20 protein-coding genes and 1 tRNA gene are annotated in these 17,475 nt (G+C 55.1%); 11 read left to right on the top strand and 10 right to left on the bottom strand.

The genetic code is table 11. From position 1 onward, the window contains the following. Window positions 1-19: 19 nt before the first annotated feature. Complete coding sequence (locus KP707_RS05480; protein ID WP_167386119.1) at window positions 20-178, top strand: hypothetical protein; 159 nt, start codon at window positions 20-22, stop codon at window positions 176-178. A 22-nt stretch (window positions 179-200) separates the two neighbouring features. Here KP707_RS05480 and KP707_RS05475 read toward each other — a convergent pair whose 3' ends face one another. Both KP707_RS05475 and KP707_RS05470 read right to left on the bottom strand, forming a co-directional pair. Further along, window positions 201-2,846 carry a 2-oxoglutarate dehydrogenase E1 component gene (locus KP707_RS05475; protein WP_211502394.1) on the bottom strand — a complete coding sequence of 882 codons (2,646 nt, stop codon included), beginning with the start codon at window positions 2,844-2,846 and terminating at the stop codon, window positions 201-203. Between the two features lie 84 nt (window positions 2,847-2,930). After that, window positions 2,931-3,905 (bottom strand): alpha/beta hydrolase, encoded by a 975-nt coding sequence (locus KP707_RS05470; RefSeq protein ID WP_211502393.1) that lies wholly within the window; start codon window positions 3,903-3,905, stop codon window positions 2,931-2,933. Window positions 3,906-4,109: 204 nt separating this feature from the next. On the opposite strand from KP707_RS05470, the gene KP707_RS05465 reads away from it, so the two are divergent. From KP707_RS05465 to KP707_RS05445, 5 genes are all read left to right on the top strand, one after another. Continuing rightward, the gene (locus KP707_RS05465) at window positions 4,110-4,427 is read left to right on the top strand and encodes a hypothetical protein (RefSeq protein WP_249202804.1); all 318 of its coding nucleotides are present in this window, start codon (window positions 4,110-4,112) and stop codon (window positions 4,425-4,427) included. Between the two features lie 80 nt (window positions 4,428-4,507). Beyond that, a complete protein-coding gene (locus KP707_RS05460) occupies window positions 4,508-5,146 on the top strand; it encodes a 2OG-Fe(II) oxygenase (protein WP_086633562.1) in 639 nt (212 codons plus the stop codon). A gap of 26 nt (window positions 5,147-5,172) precedes the next feature. Continuing rightward, on the top strand, window positions 5,173-6,216 hold the full coding sequence (locus KP707_RS05455; RefSeq protein ID WP_215769405.1) for an aspartate-semialdehyde dehydrogenase: 1,044 nt from the start codon (window positions 5,173-5,175) through the stop codon (window positions 6,214-6,216). 79 nt (window positions 6,217-6,295) lie between these two features. Then, on the top strand, window positions 6,296-7,183 hold the full coding sequence (locus tag KP707_RS05450) for an N-acetylmuramic acid 6-phosphate etherase (protein WP_211502392.1): 888 nt from the start codon (window positions 6,296-6,298) through the stop codon (window positions 7,181-7,183). A gap of 13 nt (window positions 7,184-7,196) precedes the next feature. Then, window positions 7,197-8,297 (top strand): anhydro-N-acetylmuramic acid kinase, encoded by a 1,101-nt coding sequence (locus KP707_RS05445; protein ID WP_373687778.1) that lies wholly within the window; start codon window positions 7,197-7,199, stop codon window positions 8,295-8,297. A 24-nt stretch (window positions 8,298-8,321) separates the two neighbouring features. Here KP707_RS05445 and KP707_RS05440 read toward each other — a convergent pair whose 3' ends face one another. Both KP707_RS05440 and KP707_RS05435 read right to left on the bottom strand, forming a co-directional pair. Then, complete coding sequence (locus KP707_RS05440) at window positions 8,322-8,744, bottom strand: host attachment protein (protein ID WP_086633560.1); 423 nt, start codon at window positions 8,742-8,744, stop codon at window positions 8,322-8,324. Window positions 8,745-8,874: 130 nt separating this feature from the next. Then, window positions 8,875-9,240 carry a hypothetical protein gene (locus tag KP707_RS05435; RefSeq protein ID WP_211502391.1) on the bottom strand — a complete coding sequence of 122 codons (366 nt, stop codon included), beginning with the start codon at window positions 9,238-9,240 and terminating at the stop codon, window positions 8,875-8,877. Between KP707_RS05435 and hemH the strand changes: the two genes are divergently transcribed. Beyond that, window positions 9,211-10,242, top strand: coding sequence for a ferrochelatase (gene hemH / locus KP707_RS05430; protein ID WP_211502390.1), 1,032 nt, complete (start codon window positions 9,211-9,213; stop codon window positions 10,240-10,242). The two genes, KP707_RS05435 and hemH, sit on opposite strands and share 30 nt — an antisense overlap. Before the next feature lie 58 nt (window positions 10,243-10,300). Here the strand turns inward: hemH and KP707_RS05425 are convergent, their stop codons facing one another. Continuing rightward, window positions 10,301-10,672 (bottom strand): hypothetical protein, encoded by a 372-nt coding sequence (locus tag KP707_RS05425; protein WP_046900560.1) that lies wholly within the window; start codon window positions 10,670-10,672, stop codon window positions 10,301-10,303. A 246-nt stretch (window positions 10,673-10,918) separates the two neighbouring features. Here KP707_RS05425 and KP707_RS05420 point away from each other — a divergent pair, with 246 nt between their 5' ends. The 4 genes from KP707_RS05420 (at window position 10,919) to KP707_RS05405 (ending at window position 14,208) form a co-directional block, all read left to right on the top strand. After that, window positions 10,919-11,221, top strand: coding sequence for a hypothetical protein (locus KP707_RS05420; protein ID WP_046900561.1), 303 nt, complete (start codon window positions 10,919-10,921; stop codon window positions 11,219-11,221). A gap of 87 nt (window positions 11,222-11,308) precedes the next feature. After that, window positions 11,309-12,646 carry a glycoside hydrolase family 68 protein gene (locus tag KP707_RS05415; RefSeq protein WP_249202803.1) on the top strand — a complete coding sequence of 446 codons (1,338 nt, stop codon included), beginning with the start codon at window positions 11,309-11,311 and terminating at the stop codon, window positions 12,644-12,646. Between the two features lie 201 nt (window positions 12,647-12,847). Then, a complete protein-coding gene (locus KP707_RS05410) occupies window positions 12,848-13,600 on the top strand; it encodes a hypothetical protein (protein WP_211500426.1) in 753 nt (250 codons plus the stop codon). Window positions 13,601-13,671: 71 nt separating this feature from the next. Then, window positions 13,672-14,208 carry a hypothetical protein gene (locus tag KP707_RS05405; protein ID WP_373687777.1) on the top strand — a complete coding sequence of 179 codons (537 nt, stop codon included), beginning with the start codon at window positions 13,672-13,674 and terminating at the stop codon, window positions 14,206-14,208. A gap of 2 nt (window positions 14,209-14,210) precedes the next feature. Here KP707_RS05405 and KP707_RS05400 read toward each other — a convergent pair whose 3' ends face one another. The 5 genes from KP707_RS05400 to KP707_RS05380 form a co-directional block, all read right to left on the bottom strand. Further along, entirely contained in the window at window positions 14,211-14,669 is a 459-nt protein-coding gene (locus KP707_RS05400; RefSeq protein WP_211500428.1) for an NUDIX hydrolase, read from the bottom strand. Window positions 14,670-14,784: 115 nt separating this feature from the next. Next, a tRNA-Pro gene (locus tag KP707_RS05395) sits at window positions 14,785-14,861 on the bottom strand. A gap of 59 nt (window positions 14,862-14,920) precedes the next feature. After that, complete coding sequence (gene lepB, locus KP707_RS05390) at window positions 14,921-15,622, bottom strand: signal peptidase I (RefSeq protein ID WP_211506629.1); 702 nt, start codon at window positions 15,620-15,622, stop codon at window positions 14,921-14,923. Between the two features lie 119 nt (window positions 15,623-15,741). Continuing rightward, on the bottom strand, window positions 15,742-16,647 hold the full coding sequence (locus KP707_RS05385; protein ID WP_211502388.1) for an electron transfer flavoprotein subunit alpha/FixB family protein: 906 nt from the start codon (window positions 16,645-16,647) through the stop codon (window positions 15,742-15,744). After that, a complete protein-coding gene (locus KP707_RS05380; protein WP_211502387.1) occupies window positions 16,647-17,396 on the bottom strand; it encodes an electron transfer flavoprotein subunit beta/FixA family protein in 750 nt (249 codons plus the stop codon). The genes KP707_RS05385 and KP707_RS05380 overlap by 1 nt, the downstream gene beginning before the upstream one ends. Window positions 17,397-17,475: the final 79 nt, after the last annotated feature.

The raw sequence follows: 17,475 nt of genomic DNA, 5'->3' as shown, positions 1-17,475 counted from the left end.
CGAAACAAGGAATAGGGCGATGCGGGTAAAAGTTGGTCTGGCTCTGGCACTTCTGGTGGCTCTGGCTGCTTGCGGGCCGGATTATGGTGGACAGGGTTCACGCCAATATCGGGGAGATGGGTTCGGTAATACGGGTTCAGGTCGGAGCAGTTATGGATATCAAGGTGGCCCAACCTGAGAAGCGTTTGCTGGCCTGAGCGTCAGGCCAGCGCGTCCTGCACCAGTTTTTCCTGCTGCGCCGCATGTGCACCAGGAAGACCGGTTGCAGGAGAGGCAGCACTTTCACGGCCCACATAATCAGGGCGCTGTACCTTGTGACCGCACTCCCGAAGAGCGCGCTCGATCCGACGATCAACAAAAATCCAGGCACCATTATTCTGGGGCTCTTCCTGGCACCAGACAATCTGTTCAGCATCCGGATAAAGCTCCAGTTGCTGGATCAAGGCGTGATGAGGGAACGGATAGAGCTGCTCCAGCCGGATGATGGCCACGTCCGCGCAGGACTTCCGCGCCCGCTCGGCAGTCAGGTCATAGAAGACCTTACCGGAACACAGGATAATTTTTCTGGGGTTGGTAATGGTTTGCGGGTCTGCCAGGACTGGCTGGAAACGCGTGTGCGGCCCCATCTCAGCAAGCGCAGAAACGGCTTCCTTATGGCGAAGCAAAGACTTGGGCGTGAAGATGATCAGCGGCTTGCGGCAGCGGCGCGCAATCTGGCGGCGCAGAGCATGGAAATAATTGGCCGGGCTTGTGATGTTGCAGACGCGCAGATTGTTTTCTGCACACAACTGAAGAATGCGCTCTGGTCGCGCGGATGAATGTTCAGGCCCGCCACCTTCATACCCATGAGGGAGAAGGAGCGTCAGGCTGGATGTGCGAAGCCACTTGGTTTCCCCTGAGGCGATGAACTGATCCAGAATGACCTGTGCGCCGTTGGCGAAGTCTCCAAACTGGGCTTCCCAGAGTACCAGTGTGTCCGGGTCACCGAGGGAATAGCCGTATTCGAAGCCTAGCACCCCGAACTCGGAGAGGGGGGAATTCCAGAGGTGCAGTGGGGCCTGATGGGGGGCGATATGGGCGAGGAGCGTTTCTTCCCGTCCCGTTTCCTGATCAAACAGCACAGCATGACGCTGGCTGAAGGTGCCGCGTCGGCTATCCTGACCTGACAGGCGCACAGGATGCCCGTCCATTGATAGGGTGCCAAACGCAAGGGCTTCGGCTGTTGCCCAATCGAGAGGGCCACCGTCCGCGACGCCCTTACCGCGGGCGATAATCTGCCGTGCAAGGCGGGGGTGAACGTTCAGGCCTTCTGGAATAGTGCCGATGGCCTCTCCGATCATGCGCAGACGTTCCATCGGAACGCCGGTCATGGGTTGGATGCGTTCGGGTTCATCCTGGAGGCGGGTGGAATCCTGCGGTCCGTCCAGCCAGTCAGTTGCGTTTGGCCGGTAATGCTCGGAGGCTGCGAATTGCTCTTCCAGTCTTCTTTGGAAGTGCTGCCACATTTCCTCAACCTGATCCGACGTCAGAATGCCTTTACGGATCAGGGTATCGGCATAGAGGCGACGCGTCGTGGGGCGGGACTGGATGGCATGGACCATGGCAGGCTGGGTGAAGGCGGGTTCGTCGGTTTCATTGTGGCCATGGCGACGGTAGCAGACGACATCCAGTACGACGTCTGCGTGAAAATCGCGGCGCCATTCATGTGCCAGCAGGGCTGCCCGCGCGACAGCGTCCGGGTCATCGCCATTGACGTGCAGGATGGGGGCCTGAACGGATTTGGCGATGTCCGTATTATAGACACCGGAATGAGCGTCGGATTGAACGGTCGTGAAGCCGATCTGATTGTTGATGATGACGTGCACGGTTCCGCCGGTGCGGTAGCCTTCAAGCTTGGAAAGGCCCAGCGTTTCATAAACAACGCCCTGCCCGGCGAACGCAGCGTCTCCATGGACAAGAATACCAAGATGGCGATCGCGGTTCTTGTCTTTTTCACGATCCTGATCAGCCCGGACGCGACCGAGAACAACAGGGTCCACGGCTTCAAGGTGAGACGGGTTTGGCAGGAGGGAAATACGCAAGGTGTGGCCTGCGTGTTCCATCGTGGTGGCGGTGCCGAGATGGTATTTGACGTCCCCAGACCCTTGGATGTCATCTGGCTTGAAGGAGGCACCAGCAAATTCACTGAAGATTGCCGCAAAGGGCTTCCGCAGGATATTGGCCATAACGTTCAGTCGGCCGCGATGTGGCATGCCCAGCGATACAGACTTTGCGCCATCGCGTGCAGCGGCATCGATTAGGGTCCGAAGGGCGACAATAACGCTCTCTCCACCTTCCAGACCAAAGCGGCGCATTCCCATGAAGCGCTTTTGACAAAACCCTTCAAAACCCTCTGCACGGGTCAGGGCCAGAAGAATGCGCTCCGGCTCCATTGCTGGCGTCGAGGATGATGTCTCAAGCCGGTCAATCCACCATTGTCTCTGCTGCGGGTCCTGAATGTGCATGAATTCGGCACTTAGGGTGCCCGAATAGGCGCGGCGCAGGCGAGCAAGAAGATCACGGTCTGCGTCGGGTGGGCTAAGCTCAGGAATGTGCGGTGTTGGTGCGAGACCGAGTGGATCCAGGCGTGCGAGAGCGTGGCCGCGCAGACGATAGGCGTTTTTCAGGGCCTCAGCGCTACTGTCCGACGTGTCAGTCGTCGGACGTTCAGCACCGAGGGTTTCGAACAGGGCGGCGAAAGCTGGGTCTACGGACGCAGGATCGGTCTGCCAGCGGGCATGAAGCTCGGCCAGATAGACAGTGTTTGCGCCGTTGATGGCATCGCGGTCGTCGCGGTGATCGCCCATGAAAAATCAGTCTCCAGTCACAGGGGCGCGAACTCTAGCCCATCAGAGCAGGTGGGGGAACGCATTTGGATAATGCATTCCGTGTCAGTCTCTAGATGGGGTGAAGAACCGCTTCATGGAAGTGATTCGTCTGTCGAGGGTACGTTTTGCCACAGGAGTTTCTGTCACATCAAAGGCATGGAAAGCCCCGGGGACGATCTCCAGTTCCACGGAGACCCCGCTTCGGATCAGTCGCTGGGCGTAGAGCAGGTCTTCTTCGAGAAACAGATCCAATGAGCCGATTGTCATAATGACAGGGGGCAGCCCAGAAAGATCGCTGGCGCGGGAGGGCGCGGCATAGGGAGAAATATCGTCAGCGCCGGGCAGGGAGGGTGCGAGAAGAATTCCCCAGGCGTAAGTGTTACTGGCGCGCGTCCAGACGAATTCGCCCGCGACGGGAGAAGGGTTTGCCTCGTTGTCGATCGTCCGGTCATCCAGCATCGGATAAATCAGGTTCTGAAAGAGAATGGCTGGCCCATTGCGGTCTCTGGCCAGCAGGCAGACAGCCGCCGCAAGATTGCCGCCTGCGCTTTCTCCAGTAACGGCGATCTGATCGCGGCGGATATTCAGGGCGTCAGCGTTGTCATGAATCCAGCAGAGTGTCGCGTAGGCATCTTCAATGCCACCTGGGAAAGGTGTTTCTGGCGTGAGGCGGTAATCCGGGGAGATGACAAGGCAGTTCAGATCCTGGGCGAAGCGGCAGAGCTCGGCAGTGTTCTGTTCGGGGCGTCCAGCGCAGTGACCTCCACCATGGAAGTGCAGCAAAACCGGACGGGGTGTAGAGCTTGTCTCTTTAGGTTGAACGGTCAGAAGGCGGATGGTTCTGTCGCCCTCAGGGGTTGCAGGGATGTGACGTTGTTCAACAGTAACCTGAAAATCTTCAGCTTTCTGAAATGCTTGCGCGGCGCGGTTCTCAAGGGCGTTTCTCAGATCCGGAAGTGTTTCTGGTGTCAGGTCAGTGGCAGGAAACTGGCTTAGGGTCGGAAGGAGTTCCGGAAGGACAAGTCGCGCTGTATTCATGAGAGCATTCCTGAAAAATGGGAAACCTGATCTTTTGGTGGCTTCAACGTCTGCCTGAAGGAGAGGTTTGAGGCATCATGTTTTAAGGTAGAGCGAAGTTTGCCATAAAATTGCCGCAACTTTTGAGCGGCACGCAGCGTCATACAGGCAGTGCCTTCTGGCAGTTTCTGGAAATTGCGAAGGACATGTCGAGGAGTTCAGCTCATGCGTGCTCTGCTTGTCTGTCTATTTTTGACTGTCACGACCCTTATGACTCCGGATGCTTCGGCTCAGGGTCTGGAAAGTGGTATGCTGTCCGTACGGATGAGACTTGCTGAAGATGCAGGGATGTCTGGTGTGGACCGGCGGTTAATTGTTTGTCGGATCAATCCGCGCCTGTTGCATACGGTCTGGGTTCCGAACGTGAAAGAACCGCGTCAGCCGCAGGTTTGCACGGGCGGCGCTAACCGGCTCGGGGCTGGATATGTCCGCTATCTGTCAACCAGCCGCGTTTCAAAGGCGCAGAAGCCACTTCGCGGGTAAGTTTCTTTCGTGAGAGTTGGTGTTGACGTGTGTGGAATAGGTCTTGCCGGGTCGTTGGGGCAGGGCTAGCCTCGACCACTATGTCCAACATTTCTCTCGATTATGATGCTCTGGCGCATACGCCGATTGCGGAGAAGCCTTTCCCGCATGTGGTTGTGCCGCATTTCATCAGCAATGATGATCTTCAGTCCATTGTGGCTGATCTGCCGGACATGCAGTCCGGCGGATCTTTTCCGCCGGAGGCACTGGAGCTCACCCCTCGTGTGAACAGCATGATCGAGGAATTGCAGGGGCCTCTGCTCAAGGACCTGATCGCGGAGAAGTTTGGCCTTGACCTGGCGGATGCACCGACCATGCTGACGGTTCGTGGTCGGACGCGTGAAAAAGACGGGCGCATTCACCGGGATTCCGAAGCCAAGCTGGTTACCGTGTTGCTGTATCTTAACCCGCGAGGCGAAGACTGGTCTTCGCGGGACGGATGTTTGCGCCTGTTGAATGGCCCGGATGATGTCGAGGACTATGACGTGGAAGTCACGCCGGCGGAGGGAACGCTGCTGGTGTTCCCTAATGGTCCGACAACGTGGCACGGGCATCGGCAGTTTGTCGGAACGCGGTATGCGATCCAGCTCAATTATATGGCAACGGGCCGGAAGGCTCGGTACGAACTGGGGCGGCATCGTCTTTCGGCGCTGGTCAAGCGCCTGCCTTTCGTAGGCTGATTTTTTACAAGGGAACGGAAAACATCATGGGTTATCGGGTTGCGGTTGCGGGCGCCACGGGAGCGGTGGGGCGCGAGCTGCTGCGGATTTTGGCAGAACGTAATTTCCCTGTGGACGAGGTCGTGGCACTTGCGTCGCCGCGCTCTGTCGGGCGGGAAATTTCCTTTGGCGACAAGGCAGTGCTGAAGGTTCAGAACCTTGAGACGTTTGATTTCAAGGGATGGGATCTGGCGCTGTTTTCGCCGGGCGGAGAAGTATCGGCGATTTATGCGCCGAAGGCTGCCGCTGCGGGTTGTGTCGTGATCGACAACACGTCCCATTTCCGTATGGAGCCTGGTATTCCTCTGGTGGTGCCAGAGGTGAATGCGTCTGCGCTGAAAAAGGCGCGTCGTGGCATCATTGCCAACCCGAACTGCTCAACGGCGCAGATGCTTGTCGCGCTGAAGCCACTGCATGATCTGTTCAAGATCAAGCGGATTGTCGTCTCGACCTATCAGGCCGTTTCCGGTGCGGGCAAAGACGGAATGGACGAACTGTTTGGGCAGACCAAGGGCACCTTCGTGAACGACCCACCGACGGTGGCTCAGTTTACCAAGCAGATCGCGTTTAACGTCATTCCGCACATTGATCGTTTCATGGAAGATGGAGCGACCAAGGAAGAGTGGAAAATGGCGGTTGAAAMCCGCAAGATTCTGGATCCCGACATTCAGGTTCTGGCGACCTGTGTCCGTGTTCCGGTTTTCATCGGCCACTCCGAAGCGATCAGCATTGAGTGCGAGAAGCCGATTGACCTGAAGAAAGCTCGTGAGGCTCTGCGCAAGGCTCCTGGCGTCATTCTGCGCGATGTACGCGAAGACGGCGGCTATGTGACGCCGATTGAATGTGTCGGGGAGGATGCAACGTATGTGTCTCGCCTGCGCATTGATCCGACAGTCGAGAATGGTCTGGCACTCTGGTGTGTCTCGGACAATCTTCGCAAGGGTGCAGCACTGAATGCCGTGCAGATTGCGGAAAGTCTGGTTGAACAGGATCTTTTGAAGAACGGAGCCTTGTTTCCTGTAAAGGAATAAGGGAGTTTTCTGAAGTTCTGGCGCGTCTGAAGGGAAACTTTCAGACGCGTTTTTTATGTCGAGATGAAAAGGGTCATTCGTGACTGTTCCCCGCACAGAAACGGTTCTTGAAGCCAATCAGACTATTGAACTTCTGCCTTTGAATTCGCTTCTGGGACGGCTGTTGGACTCTCAGAAAGAGGCCTTAGAGCGGGTCGAAGAAGCACTCCCGTCCATTGAAGCCGCAGTTGAGGCGAGTGTGCCCCGTCTTCAGGCTGGCGGTCGGTTGATTTATGCTGGGGCTGGAACGTCTGGTCGTATTGGGGTTCAGGACGGGGTGGAACTGACACCAACGTTTGGACTGCCCCCTGAGCGGCTGGTTTTGCTACTGGCTGGTGGCGCCGGTGCAGGGACGCAGGCTGTCGAAGGTGCAGAAGACAGAGAAGATCAGGCGCGCGTTGATCTTGGAGCATATGGGCCCACGACGAATGACGTGGTCATTGGTGTCGCGGCGAGTGGCAATACGCCTTACACCTGTGCTGTTGTTGAAGCCGGGCGTGAGGTCGGGGCTTTGACAATTGGGGTAAGTGGAAACGCGCATTCACGTCTTCTACGCAGTGCTGAAATCGGGATCAGTCTTCCGACGGGCGCTGAAGTTCTGGCTGGCTCCACGCGGATGGCAGCAGGGACGGCCCAGAAGGTTGCGCTTAACCTGTTTTCTACCGCTTTGATGACGCGCCTTGGGCATGTCTATCGCGGGCGTATGGTCGATATGCGGATTAGCAATGACAAGTTGCAGTTGCGTGCCGAGCGTATGGTGTTCGAACTTGCTGGGGGAACGGACGAGGAAGTTCGTGACGCGTTGCGGTTGGTTGGCGGTAATGTAAAGCGGGCAGTTCTTGTGAGAAAGGGGGTGTCTGTCGAGAAGATTGAGACGCTTCTTCAGGCGCATAACGGCAATCTGCATACGGTCCTGGCCTCTCTCTGAAGGTAAAAACCTGATGTCTTTCGAGAATATGCAGTGGGCCATTGGTCTCATGAGCGGCACGTCTCTTGATGGGGTGGATGCGGCTCTGGTGCAGACAGATGGGGAGCGGATTGCTCAGTATGGGCCAGCCGTGACGGTTCCCTACGACTCTGCTTTGCGGGCTCGGCTGCGCCATTTGCTGGATCATGCTGCACATCTGGCAGAAGATGATCCGGATATTCTGGCTGCTGAACGGGACGTAACGCTACGGCATGTGGATGCTGTTCGGGAGCTTATGAAGCTGGTTCCAGATATTCGCCCTGATGTCATTGGCTTTCATGGGCAAACAGTCCTGCATCAACCCGAAAAAGGGCGAAGCTGGCAGATTGGTGATGGAGCGCTTCTTCAGGCGGAGTGTGGCGTCCCGGTTGTTTATGATTTCCGTGCACGGGATCTGGAATGTGGTGGTGAGGGCGCGCCGTTGGTGCCCGTTCTGCATGCCGCACTTTTGGAAAGCGAGACGCAGTCTGTCGCTGTTCTGAATATTGGTGGCGTGGCAAATGTCACCTTGCTCGGGCCGAACACAGAGGGGCAGCGTCTGGTCTGGGCGTGCGATACCGGACCGGGAAATGCTCTCCTGGATGACTGGGCGGAGCGGCATACTGGCGTTGCGTGTGACGTCGATGGCGCGTTAGCGAGAAAAGGAAAGGTAGACCGAGCTGTTTTAGAAAGCTTGCTGGCAGTGCCATATTTTCAGCGTGAAATGCCAAAGTCGTTAGACCGTTTGAGCTTTCACGCTTCTGCCATGCATGCCGTTGAACCGCTTTCTGCTGAAGACGGTGCTGCGACACTGCTGGAGTTTACGGTTGAAGCGATTGCTCGAACACCCATGCCAGTCAAACCCGCTAAGTGGTTTGTCGCTGGAGGGGGACGCCACAATCCAGTTTTGATGGAGCGTTTGCGCTCACGTTTGGGATGTCTCGGGTCCGTCGATGATCTTGGATGGGACGGAGACGCACTTGAGGCCCAGTGCTTTGCGCTTCTGGCCGTTCGTTATGTACGTGGTCTTCCTTCGTCGTGGCCACAGACGACTGGGACGGAAAAGCCTTGTGTGGCAGGCCGCTCAGCACGCTGAGCGGTCTGCCTATCTGCTCGGATTTTAGACTGATGCAAGTTCCGGCCAGCCCGTTTCCGGACGGTCCAGATGCTTCAGCAGTTCATGATCCGGGGTGTTCGTAAGATCTTTTGTCAGGCTTTTGAAAAGCTTCTTGGATGTCTGCTTGTCCAGGCTTTCACGGATGTCGTGAAGAGACTGTGCCGGGGCTATAAGAAGGATTCCCTCAACATTGCTGTCCTGTGCAGCCTTGTTGATGTGAGCCGCCAGATCTTTCGCAAAGTGCGTCTTGAGCTGCTCCTTCGGGCTTGTATGAGCAGCCTTGAGCGAACCTACATCCTTGGCTGCGTCTGAGCCCTTATGGATATCGAAGTTTTCGATGGTTCTGAGCTGTGAGCCTTCCAGACGAAGGAAACGAGCCTTTTCACCATCAGCGACGACGTAGATGACGGGGTCTTGGGTTGCCATTGTATCAGATCCTTTCCCGATCAATCAGATTGGTCAGGATCTGAACGTGGGCGGAGCGCTGGGGTTGCCCTTCCAGAAGGGCTCACCTCGATTCTTCAAGGCTTAGGATTATGATAAAAAAGGATATTTTTCAGTGAAGGTTATTTTTTTGACGTTTGGATGAATTTTTCTCTTGAATACCGACGGCGATATGATCACTCTCAGTATTGAGCCCACGGAAAACTTTCCCAGAGGGTTCAAGGAGGCAAATATGGCTCTGATGAATACTTTCATGCCGTATATCGGAACGATCGGTGCTGTAATGGCGGTGATCTTTTACAATGCTTCCCGCCGGGTCGAACAGCCAAGTCTTTCCTATGCACGTGTAAAGCGCCGACGATAGCGTCCCGAAAGGGACGCGCATCCCTCGGTTAATGTGTTTTTTCTCTTTCGCCATTTGTAGCCCTGTTTCACACTGAAGGGTACTATGGCCTTCTTTTTCAAAAAACCCCAGCATGCCTCTCCGCCTCATGGACGGACAGGCATCCTACTTCTCAATCTCGGTACGCCTGATGACACCAGCTATTTGGCGGTGCGTCGGTACCTGAGTGAGTTCCTCTCCGATCGGCGCGTTATCGAAAGTTCGCCGCTGATCTGGCAGCCCATCCTGCAGGGCATCATCCTTACCAAACGACCATTTGCCAGCGGTGCAAACTATGCACGAATCTGGGATCGGGAGGAGAATGCCTCTCCGTTGCGGGTCTATACCCAGCGTCAGGCTGAGAAGCTTCGCCTTCGGTTAAAAGCAGACGGTGTCCCTGTTGAGTGGGGCATGCGCTATGGCCGCCCATCTGTTGCGCAGGCTGTTGAAAGCCTGATGGACCAGGGGTGCGACCGTATCGTCAGTATTCCGCTTTATCCGCAATATTCCTCAGCAACGACCGCCACGGCCAACGATCAGCTTTTCCGGGCATTGATGAAGCTGAGAAAGCAACCCGCTGTTCTGACGGTTCCGTCTTTTCCAGATCATCCTGCGTTTGTGCGGGCCTTGGAAACGTCGGTGTTGAAGACGCTGGAAAGCCTTTCCTTCAAGCCCCAACGAATTGTGGCGTCGTTTCATGGATTGCCAAAAGTCTGTATCGAAAAGGGCGACTCGTATCAGGACGAATGTGTTCGTACGATCGCTGCCTTGCGTCAGGCGTTAGGGTTTTCTGAAGAGCAGATGCCGCTGACGTTCCAGTCGCGCTTCGGGCCGCTTGAATGGATTCAGCCTTATACGGCCCCTTATGTAAGTGCTCTCCCGAAGCAGGGCATCACGAAAATTGCAGTTATCATGCCAGGCTTTATGGCGGACTGTATTGAAACGCTGGATGAAATTGGGAATGAGCTTCGAGAAGAGTTCATGGAAGCGGGCGGCGAAGAGTTTGCGCTTGTGCCCTGTCTGAATGATTCAGACGAGTCGGTTGACCTTCTGGAGGCATTGTCTCGTACAGCCCTAAGAGGGTTTGGAGTGGCTTGAGACTGTTTCGATACTTATGGAAAAGGCCCGGCTGTTACCAGCCGGGCCTTTTTTGTTTTTAGTGCTGCGGCGCCTGCGGAGCTGGCGCATTTGTGCCTGGCTCGGGGTGTTCTGCGTCGTACCACTGAGCCTTCTGGTTCACGGACGTCGCATCGTGGTGGCTCTGCCACCAGCCACCAGTATTCGGGGCTGCCGGATGCTCCTTGTCCCAAAGAGCAGCCTTCTCGCGCAGATCCTTGCGATACAGGTGGCGGCGATACATGCCAGCGGCACATCCACCAACAGCGCCAATAACACCATGGTGGTTGGCCAAATGTCCGCCTACGGCACCTGCTGCACCGTACTTGATGCAGCCGCCCGGTTCGGCGAGGGCCGGGGTAGCGGTGAGGAGGGCGGCCAGAGCCAGAGCAGAACGCATTGAGCGTGTCATGGAAGTTTCGTCTCTCTTATCGGTCTCTTAGAAGAAAGAGACTTTCTGAATGTCGAAACTAGGTATGTGGGGGGAAGGTTTCAACTCTCTGGCGAGTAGAGATGGTTTTTAGGGTTGTGTTGCGGCCAGGTTTTTCATATAACTGTGGCATTGAGCCATTAATCGTTAAGCAGATGGCTCAATCATCAATATCAGAAAATGATTTTCATAAGAGGCTGACTCCACGAGGGGGCAGCCTCTTTTTTTATGAGCCTATTAGGATTTCAGGCTGTGGATATTTCGGGTTTTGATCTTTCGGGTCTGCTTGCTGACATTCCGGCCCGCTATGAACTTTGGGTGGCTCTGCTGATTATTGGCTGCAAGCTGATAACGGTTTTCTTGCCGCCTCCACAAAATACATCACGGTTCGGCGGAATTTACCGCGTCATTACCCTTCTGGGGTTGAACTTTGGCTGGGCTGCCAATCGTCTTGAGCGGCAGGTCGGTAAAGTGACTTCAGCTTCTGGGAGTGGAGAAAGCGTAAAGAAGGACGCTTCTCCGAAAGCGTAAAATACTCTGGCTCCCGAATTACTTGGAATTTTTTCCTGAGAGCCAGAAATTTTTTCAAATACTTATTCAGTATGGATCAGTAAAATTATGAATGCTATTTCCTCCCAGTCTCTGGTGCAGGCAAATTTTTCGCGTCCTGTTCCAACCAAATATCCTGTTTCTCGCTGGACGATTGCGGATGCGCTGAAGGTTCGTACAGACGATCCGACGACGACCATGCCGGTGATCGATTACCAGTTTCCCATTATGTCCAATGACGTCATGATCTGGGACAGCGGTGCGCTGCGTGACATGCACATGCGTACCGTGACGTTCAAAGGCTGGTTCGTCCTGTGGTCGCTTGCCGTGGACAAGATCGATAAGACCAACGCCAAGATTTATGACGAATGGCACTCCCGCAATGACCGCGCTTATATCGGCTACTGGTATAGCCGCGATGGTGTGGAGTGGACCTGGGGCGGCCGACTGTTCCAGACCTCTGCCGATCTTCGTCCGTGGGAATGGTCCGGTTCTCTGGTGATGCGTGAGGGCACCGAGAACAAGGTAGACATGTTCTACACGTCCGTCGGTGCGCCTGATGGCAACTCTGTTCCGGCGGTCAGTTCCGGTACTATTCATGCAGATGATAAAGGTGTCTGGTTCGACGGCTTTGCCACAAGCACGGAAATGTTCAAGGCAGATGGTGTTCATTACGCCAATGCGTCTGAAGATCCATATTTTGATTTCCGTGATCCGCAGCCGTTCATCAATCCGGGCGATGGCCAGCTCTATACGCTGTTTGAAGGCAACGTCCCGGGTGCGCGTGGTCAGTTTGTTATCGGCACGAATGAAATGGGTGCGGTTCCGCCAGGATATGCGGTGGATGCTGGCGCACAATATGGTGCAGCAGCGATCGGTCTGGCCCGGTGTGTTTCTGGCTGGCGCAAGGGAGATTATTCCCGATGGGAGCTGATGCCTGCTCTGGTAACGGCTCTTGGTGTGAACGATCAGACCGAACGTCCCCATTTCGTGTTCAAGGATGGTCTGACCTATCTGTTCACGATCAGCCATCATTCCACGTACACGGGCAAGAGCACGGGACCTGATGGCGTTTATGGCTTTGTGTCCGAGAAGGGTATTTTTGGTCCCTACAAGCCCCTGAATAGCTCAGGGCTTGTACTTGGTAATCCGTCTTCGCAGCCGTATTCGACGTATTCGCACTTTGTGGATGCAGAGGGCTATGTTCAGTCCTTTATCGATACCATTCCGGCTGCCGGTCAGAATGCGGAAAATCCGGATACTTACCGGATTGGCGGTACGCTGGCACCGACGGTTCGTCTGGTTCTGGATGGTGATCGGACGTTCCTGACAGAAGTCCATGATTACGCCCAGGTTTTTGCCCAAGCTGCCTGGCCGGCCTCTCTGGCGTATGACGTCAGAGCCTGAGTGTCAGAGGCTCAGGTTAAAACGACCTGAGATTTTTTGATAAGGTGTTGATGAAAGTCACTCCTCTCCGGGAGTGGCTTTCATTTTTTTCGGAGCGTTTTGGCATGTGCCTTGGCTTTGCTTCGATCAGAACGAAGAACTTCCTGCAAATACGGCATGCCGCTCTGGTTTCTTCATTCTCTGTTCGTGGAGTGTTGATGAATGATTGAGCGTAGACTGGGCAAGTTGCCTCCGCGTCATGATGTACGAACCTATCGGCTTTCGCCCGTTTTGACGGCGCGGGTTCCAGACGTTCCAGAGCACCAGGATTGGTCCCAGGGGGTGCCCTATCAGATGTGGGGTAATGATCAGTTCGGATGCTGTGCTTTTGCAGCTCATGCGGCTTTGACAGCAACCTGGACAAAAGTGGCCCAGGGGCTGGTATTGCTCTCCAGTGAACAGGTTCTTCAGAACTATGGCGCTGTTACGGGATTTAATCCGGTAACGGGTCAAAATGATAATGGCACGATTTTGCTGGAGCAACTGCAATACTGGAAAAGCACTGGATTTGTTCGGCCAGGGCAGACACGAGATTATCTGACAGCTTACGGTATTATTGATTCCCATTCAGTGAGCGGCATCAAGCGCGGTATTTCCTATCTGGGCGGCGTTTTGGCAGGGGTGCAGGTTCCACGCGGGTTCATGAGTCTCCCCTTAGGTACCGATTGGGATTGGGATGCTGTGCAGGACCACGTTTTTGTCGGAGGACATGCTATCGCGCTGACGGGGTACACACCGGACGGTGTATTTTTCAATACGTGGGGCAGCCGGACCTTCATGCCGTGGAATACGTTCCTGAAGATTTGTGATGAGGCCTATGGGCTCGTTAGCAGACAGAACTGGCTCACGGTGCAAGGTCTTTCGCCAAAATCTGAAGATGTACAGGCCCTTGTTGTGGAAATGAGCGCAGCATGAAGCCGATATATTTTTTACCTTTATGGTTGATGCTTTCAGGATGTGTCTTTGGTTCTGGTGAACAGACTTCGGTGAGTGCAGCCCTGGCCGGTGTTCAAAAGGATCTGGCTAAAGCTGGTGTCGTCAGTGTTTCCGAGGTTCAGGACTGGTCCGCAGAGCAGTCTCATCGCTTTGATGTGAACGTGCGTGCGCTACAATGTTCGCAACACACTCTGGACCCGGTTGTCGCGCTTGTTTCCGGGCCAGTGACAATGCAGCTAAACGGTAGTCTGACGCAGTCTGGTTCATTCTCTGTGTCTGCGCTGACAACTGTGCCGGTCATTGGTATTGCCGCAGATGCCAGCCGTTCAAAGACGCAACAGTTGAGTTTGCCTGTTCAGTTCGTGCCATTGTCTGCTCTTCCTGATGCGGAGATGCAGCGTGAAGTCGAATATGCCGGCGCTCTGCTCGGGCAACCTGGCGATGTTCGCGATAAAGAGGCTGGCAAAATTCTCAATGCGCGGCAGGCCTTGTACACGCATATTCACAGCCTTCAGGTTCCAGAAATTCTAGCGGAATGTCAGCCGAGCCAACCCGTGCATCCCTTTGTCGGGCTGAAACCTCTTTGAAATCAGGGGAAGTGGCCTGACAGCGCCGTGGTCAGGAGATCGAGCAGACGTTCCGGAAAAATGATTTCGGTTGTCTGTTCTAGTTCACGTCTAGACCACCAGTGATGGCCCTTGAGAACGTTCTTTTCGTTGGGCGTCCAGCCGGAAGAGGAGAGCGTGGTCTCTGGTGCACGAAGGGCAAAAAAGCGCTCGTCAGCTAAAACAGTTTCACCATTGGCGAGCGTCAGGACGAATGTTCTCTGACCAATTTCAGAGCTGAGAAAGGGCGCGTTTAATCCTGTTTCTTCGTGCAGTTCGCGTTTTGCCGCCTGAACAAAATCTTCTCCATCTTTCAGGCTTCCGCCGGGCGTGGACCAATAACTTCGCCCAGCCAATGCGCCTGAGGAGTGAAAAAACCTGAAGAGAAGGACGCGATCCTGTTGATCCAGAACCAGTAATCGGGCAGCGGGGCGTTGACGCATAGCAAACCTCCCGAGAACTGTTCGGGCCATGATTTTTGTATATGAAATTAGGACACGGTTAGAGCGTCAAGTAACTACGCTCTGATCAGATTTTTCTGATAATCCGCTTATCGGCTGGTCGGAGTGAGAGGATTCGAACCTCCGGCCCCTGCGTCCCGAACACAGTGCTCTACCAGGCTGAGCTACACTCCGGCCGACGGCGCTTCTCCTACCGGGAATTTGCTTTCGTGGCAAGAGGATGGGGCAAAAAATCAGATGGAAACCAATATTCTTTTGATACTTTTCCAAGAGAACAGAACGGTAATCGCACGACCCTGAAGATTCCAGATTGGAAGAAGGCCTACACCACCTTCTGCGACTGAAACACGGGAGTCAGCCGAATTGTCTCTGTTATCTCCCATGACGAATAACCTGTCTGCCGGGATTGTAAATTCGGGGACGTTATCGAGAGGTCCATGGGTCGTCTGTTTGACAATGTCATGGTGAATTCCGTCTGGAAGCGTTTCTTCATAACGCTCAGCGGAGTAAGTATGCCCGCGACTGTCCTCTTCTTGATCCGGACCCTTATCTTTCCAAGGCAATATTTTCCCGTTCAAGAGAATTCGACCATCCATCAGGGCAATTCTGTCTCCAGGAAGACCGATGACGCGTTTGACCCATGTTTCATGAAGATTTGCGGGAGCCCGAAACACAGCGATGTCGCCTCGGTGTGGCAAATGCCCAAAGATGCGTTTTGGCGTTATTGGGGCGGACGCGTAGCCGAAGGGTAGAGAGGCTGTGCTTAGGCCATAAGAAGGTGCAGAAACGATAATTTCGTCACCGATCTTTAAGGTCGGTTGCATCGACGCCGATGGAACGATGTAGGCCGCGCCAAGCGCTGTATGAATGAATAGTACACCCAAAACAGGTGGCAGCGCAGGCAGCAGTTTTCGGAAAATCTGAAGATGTTTCATTGCGGTCTCTCCAAGATCGGAGAGTGCCATACGGCAGGCGTTCCGCAACTTAAGCCTTGGACAGGCTATGTCAGGAAAATTGCAGGTGACCTGTCATAATGGTCACCTGCAAAGACGTGTTAGAGAGCTTTTTCGAGTGCCGGAAGCACTTCAAACAAGTCACCCACGATACCGTAATCGGCAACGCGGAAGATTGGGGCTTCAGGGTCTGTGTTGATGGCCACGATCACGCGGCTATCCTTCATGCCAGCCAGATGCTGGATTGCGCCAGACAGTCCGACGGCGATGTAGAGTTCTGGTGCCACGATCTTGCCGGTCTGCCCGACCTGCATTTCGTTCGGAGCAAAACCAGAGTCCACCGCCGAACGGGACGCACCAATTGCGGCATTCAGCTTGTCAGCGATCGGCTCAAGCAGCTTGAAGTTGGCTGCATCCTTCATGCCTTTACCGCCTGAAATAACCACCCGGGCAGATTCCAGTTCCGGACGGTCGGACGCTGACAACTCAACCTTCACGAAAACTGACTTTTCGCTGGCTGGGGCTTCCAGTGTTTCGACCGCTGCAGAACCGCCATCCTTTGGAGCAGGATCAAAGCTGGAACTGCGAATGGTCAGGACCTTGATGCTGTCAGCAGAACGAACGGTTGCCAGTGCATTGCCCGCGTAGATGGGACGCACGAACGTCTCGGCGTCCTTGATCTCCACAACATCCGGCACAGGTTGTACGTCAAGCAGGCCCGCCAAGCGCGGCAGGATATTCTTTCCGCTTGCAGAGGCAGACGCCACGATGTGGCTGTAGTCCTTTGCGATGGACGCAAGCAGGTCGGCGGCAGGCTCCGCCAGATCCGTGGCCAGAGCTGGCACGGACAGAACCCGCTTTACCCCAGGAAGGGCTGCGGCGGCGCTGGCGCCTTCACCAAAAACGATGGCGTCTACATCGCCAAAGCGTGCGGCGGCTGTCAGGGCTGAACGTGACGCCTGACGAACTTCACCATTCTCGACTTCGAGCAGAACAAGAGCGGTCATCAGATCACCTTCGCTTCTGTCTTGAGCTTTTCGACCAGTTCGGCCGCACTGCCCAGCTTGATACCTTCCTTGCGTTCCGTTGGCTCGGCGACGGATACGATGGTCAGGCGGGAGGCCAAATCAACACCGAGATCTGCGGCCTCAAGCGTTTCAAGTGGCTTTTTGCGAGCTTTCATGATGTTCGGGAGGGACGCGTAGCGTGGCTCGTTCAAGCGCAGATCGGCCGTCACCACGGCGGGAAGCGCCAGGGAGACAACTTCCGTACCACCGTCGATCTCACGAGCGACTTCAATACGACCGTCCGCTACGGTCACTGCGCTGGCGAACGTGCCCTGAGGCCAGTCGAGCTTTGCTGCCAGGATCTGGCCCGTTGCATTCATGTCATCGTCAATGGCCTGCTTGCCCATGCAGACAAGACCCGGCTGTTCACGCTCGACAATGGCTTTCAGCGCATTGGCGACGGCGCGAGGCTCAAGAGTATCATCTGTTTTGACCAGAATGGCCCGGTCTGCGCCCATCGCCATTGAGGTACGCAGGATATCCTGCGCGGCCTGAACGCCGATGGTCACCACGACCACTTCGGTTGCCACGCCTTTTTCGCGCAGGCGGATGGCTTCTTCCACCGCAATTTCATCGAACGGATTCAAGGACATTTTCAGTCCCTGCGTTTCGACACCACTACCATCGGCCGCTACACGTACCTTGACGTTGTAATCGACCACCCTTTTGACTGGGACCAGAATTTTCATCGTGATCTTTCGCTGCTGACGCCGCTGGAAAAACGGCCGCCACCGTAGCGGAAATGGATCAGGAAGTCACATTCCGGTC

The organism is Gluconobacter sp. P5E10 (assembly GCF_018812145.1).
In the GTDB taxonomy this organism is placed as follows: Bacteria; Pseudomonadota; Alphaproteobacteria; order Acetobacterales; family Acetobacteraceae; genus Gluconobacter; species Gluconobacter cerinus.
Note: the sequence above shows the minus strand (reverse complement) of the source record. Positions and strands in the feature narration are given on the sequence as shown.

Excerpts from the sequence above, each read along its gene's own strand:
- KP707_RS05445 (WP_373687778.1), top strand. The coding sequence starts at position 7,197 with ATGTCTTTCGAGAATATGCAGTGGGCCATTGGTCTCATGAGCGGCACG.
- KP707_RS05415 (WP_249202803.1), top strand. The coding sequence starts at position 11,309 with ATGAATGCTATTTCCTCCCAGTCTCTGGTGCAGGCAAATTTTTCGCGT.
- KP707_RS05480 (WP_167386119.1), top strand. The coding sequence starts at position 20 with ATGCGGGTAAAAGTTGGTCTGGCTCTGGCACTTCTGGTGGCTCTGGCT.
- KP707_RS05435 (WP_211502391.1), bottom strand. The coding sequence starts at position 9,240 with ATGCTGGGGTTTTTTGAAAAAGAAGGCCATAGTACCCTTCAGTGTGAA.
- KP707_RS05420 (WP_046900561.1), top strand. The coding sequence starts at position 10,919 with ATGAGCCTATTAGGATTTCAGGCTGTGGATATTTCGGGTTTTGATCTT.
- lepB (WP_211506629.1), bottom strand. The coding sequence starts at position 15,622 with ATGAAACATCTTCAGATTTTCCGAAAACTGCTGCCTGCGCTGCCACCT.
- KP707_RS05400 (WP_211500428.1), bottom strand. The coding sequence starts at position 14,669 with ATGCGTCAACGCCCCGCTGCCCGATTACTGGTTCTGGATCAACAGGAT.
- KP707_RS05440 (WP_086633560.1), bottom strand. The coding sequence starts at position 8,744 with ATGGCAACCCAAGACCCCGTCATCTACGTCGTCGCTGATGGTGAAAAG.
- KP707_RS05470 (WP_211502393.1), bottom strand. The coding sequence starts at position 3,905 with ATGAATACAGCGCGACTTGTCCTTCCGGAACTCCTTCCGACCCTAAGC.
- KP707_RS05380 (WP_211502387.1), bottom strand. The coding sequence starts at position 17,396 with ATGAAAATTCTGGTCCCAGTCAAAAGGGTGGTCGATTACAACGTCAAG.
- hemH (WP_211502390.1), top strand. The coding sequence starts at position 9,211 with ATGGCCTTCTTTTTCAAAAAACCCCAGCATGCCTCTCCGCCTCATGGA.
- KP707_RS05410 (WP_211500426.1), top strand. The coding sequence starts at position 12,848 with ATGATTGAGCGTAGACTGGGCAAGTTGCCTCCGCGTCATGATGTACGA.
- KP707_RS05425 (WP_046900560.1), bottom strand. The coding sequence starts at position 10,672 with ATGACACGCTCAATGCGTTCTGCTCTGGCTCTGGCCGCCCTCCTCACC.
- KP707_RS05385 (WP_211502388.1), bottom strand. The coding sequence starts at position 16,647 with ATGACCGCTCTTGTTCTGCTCGAAGTCGAGAATGGTGAAGTTCGTCAG.
- KP707_RS05475 (WP_211502394.1), bottom strand. The coding sequence starts at position 2,846 with ATGGGCGATCACCGCGACGACCGCGATGCCATCAACGGCGCAAACACT.
- KP707_RS05460 (WP_086633562.1), top strand. The coding sequence starts at position 4,508 with ATGTCCAACATTTCTCTCGATTATGATGCTCTGGCGCATACGCCGATT.
- KP707_RS05465 (WP_249202804.1), top strand. The coding sequence starts at position 4,110 with ATGCGTGCTCTGCTTGTCTGTCTATTTTTGACTGTCACGACCCTTATG.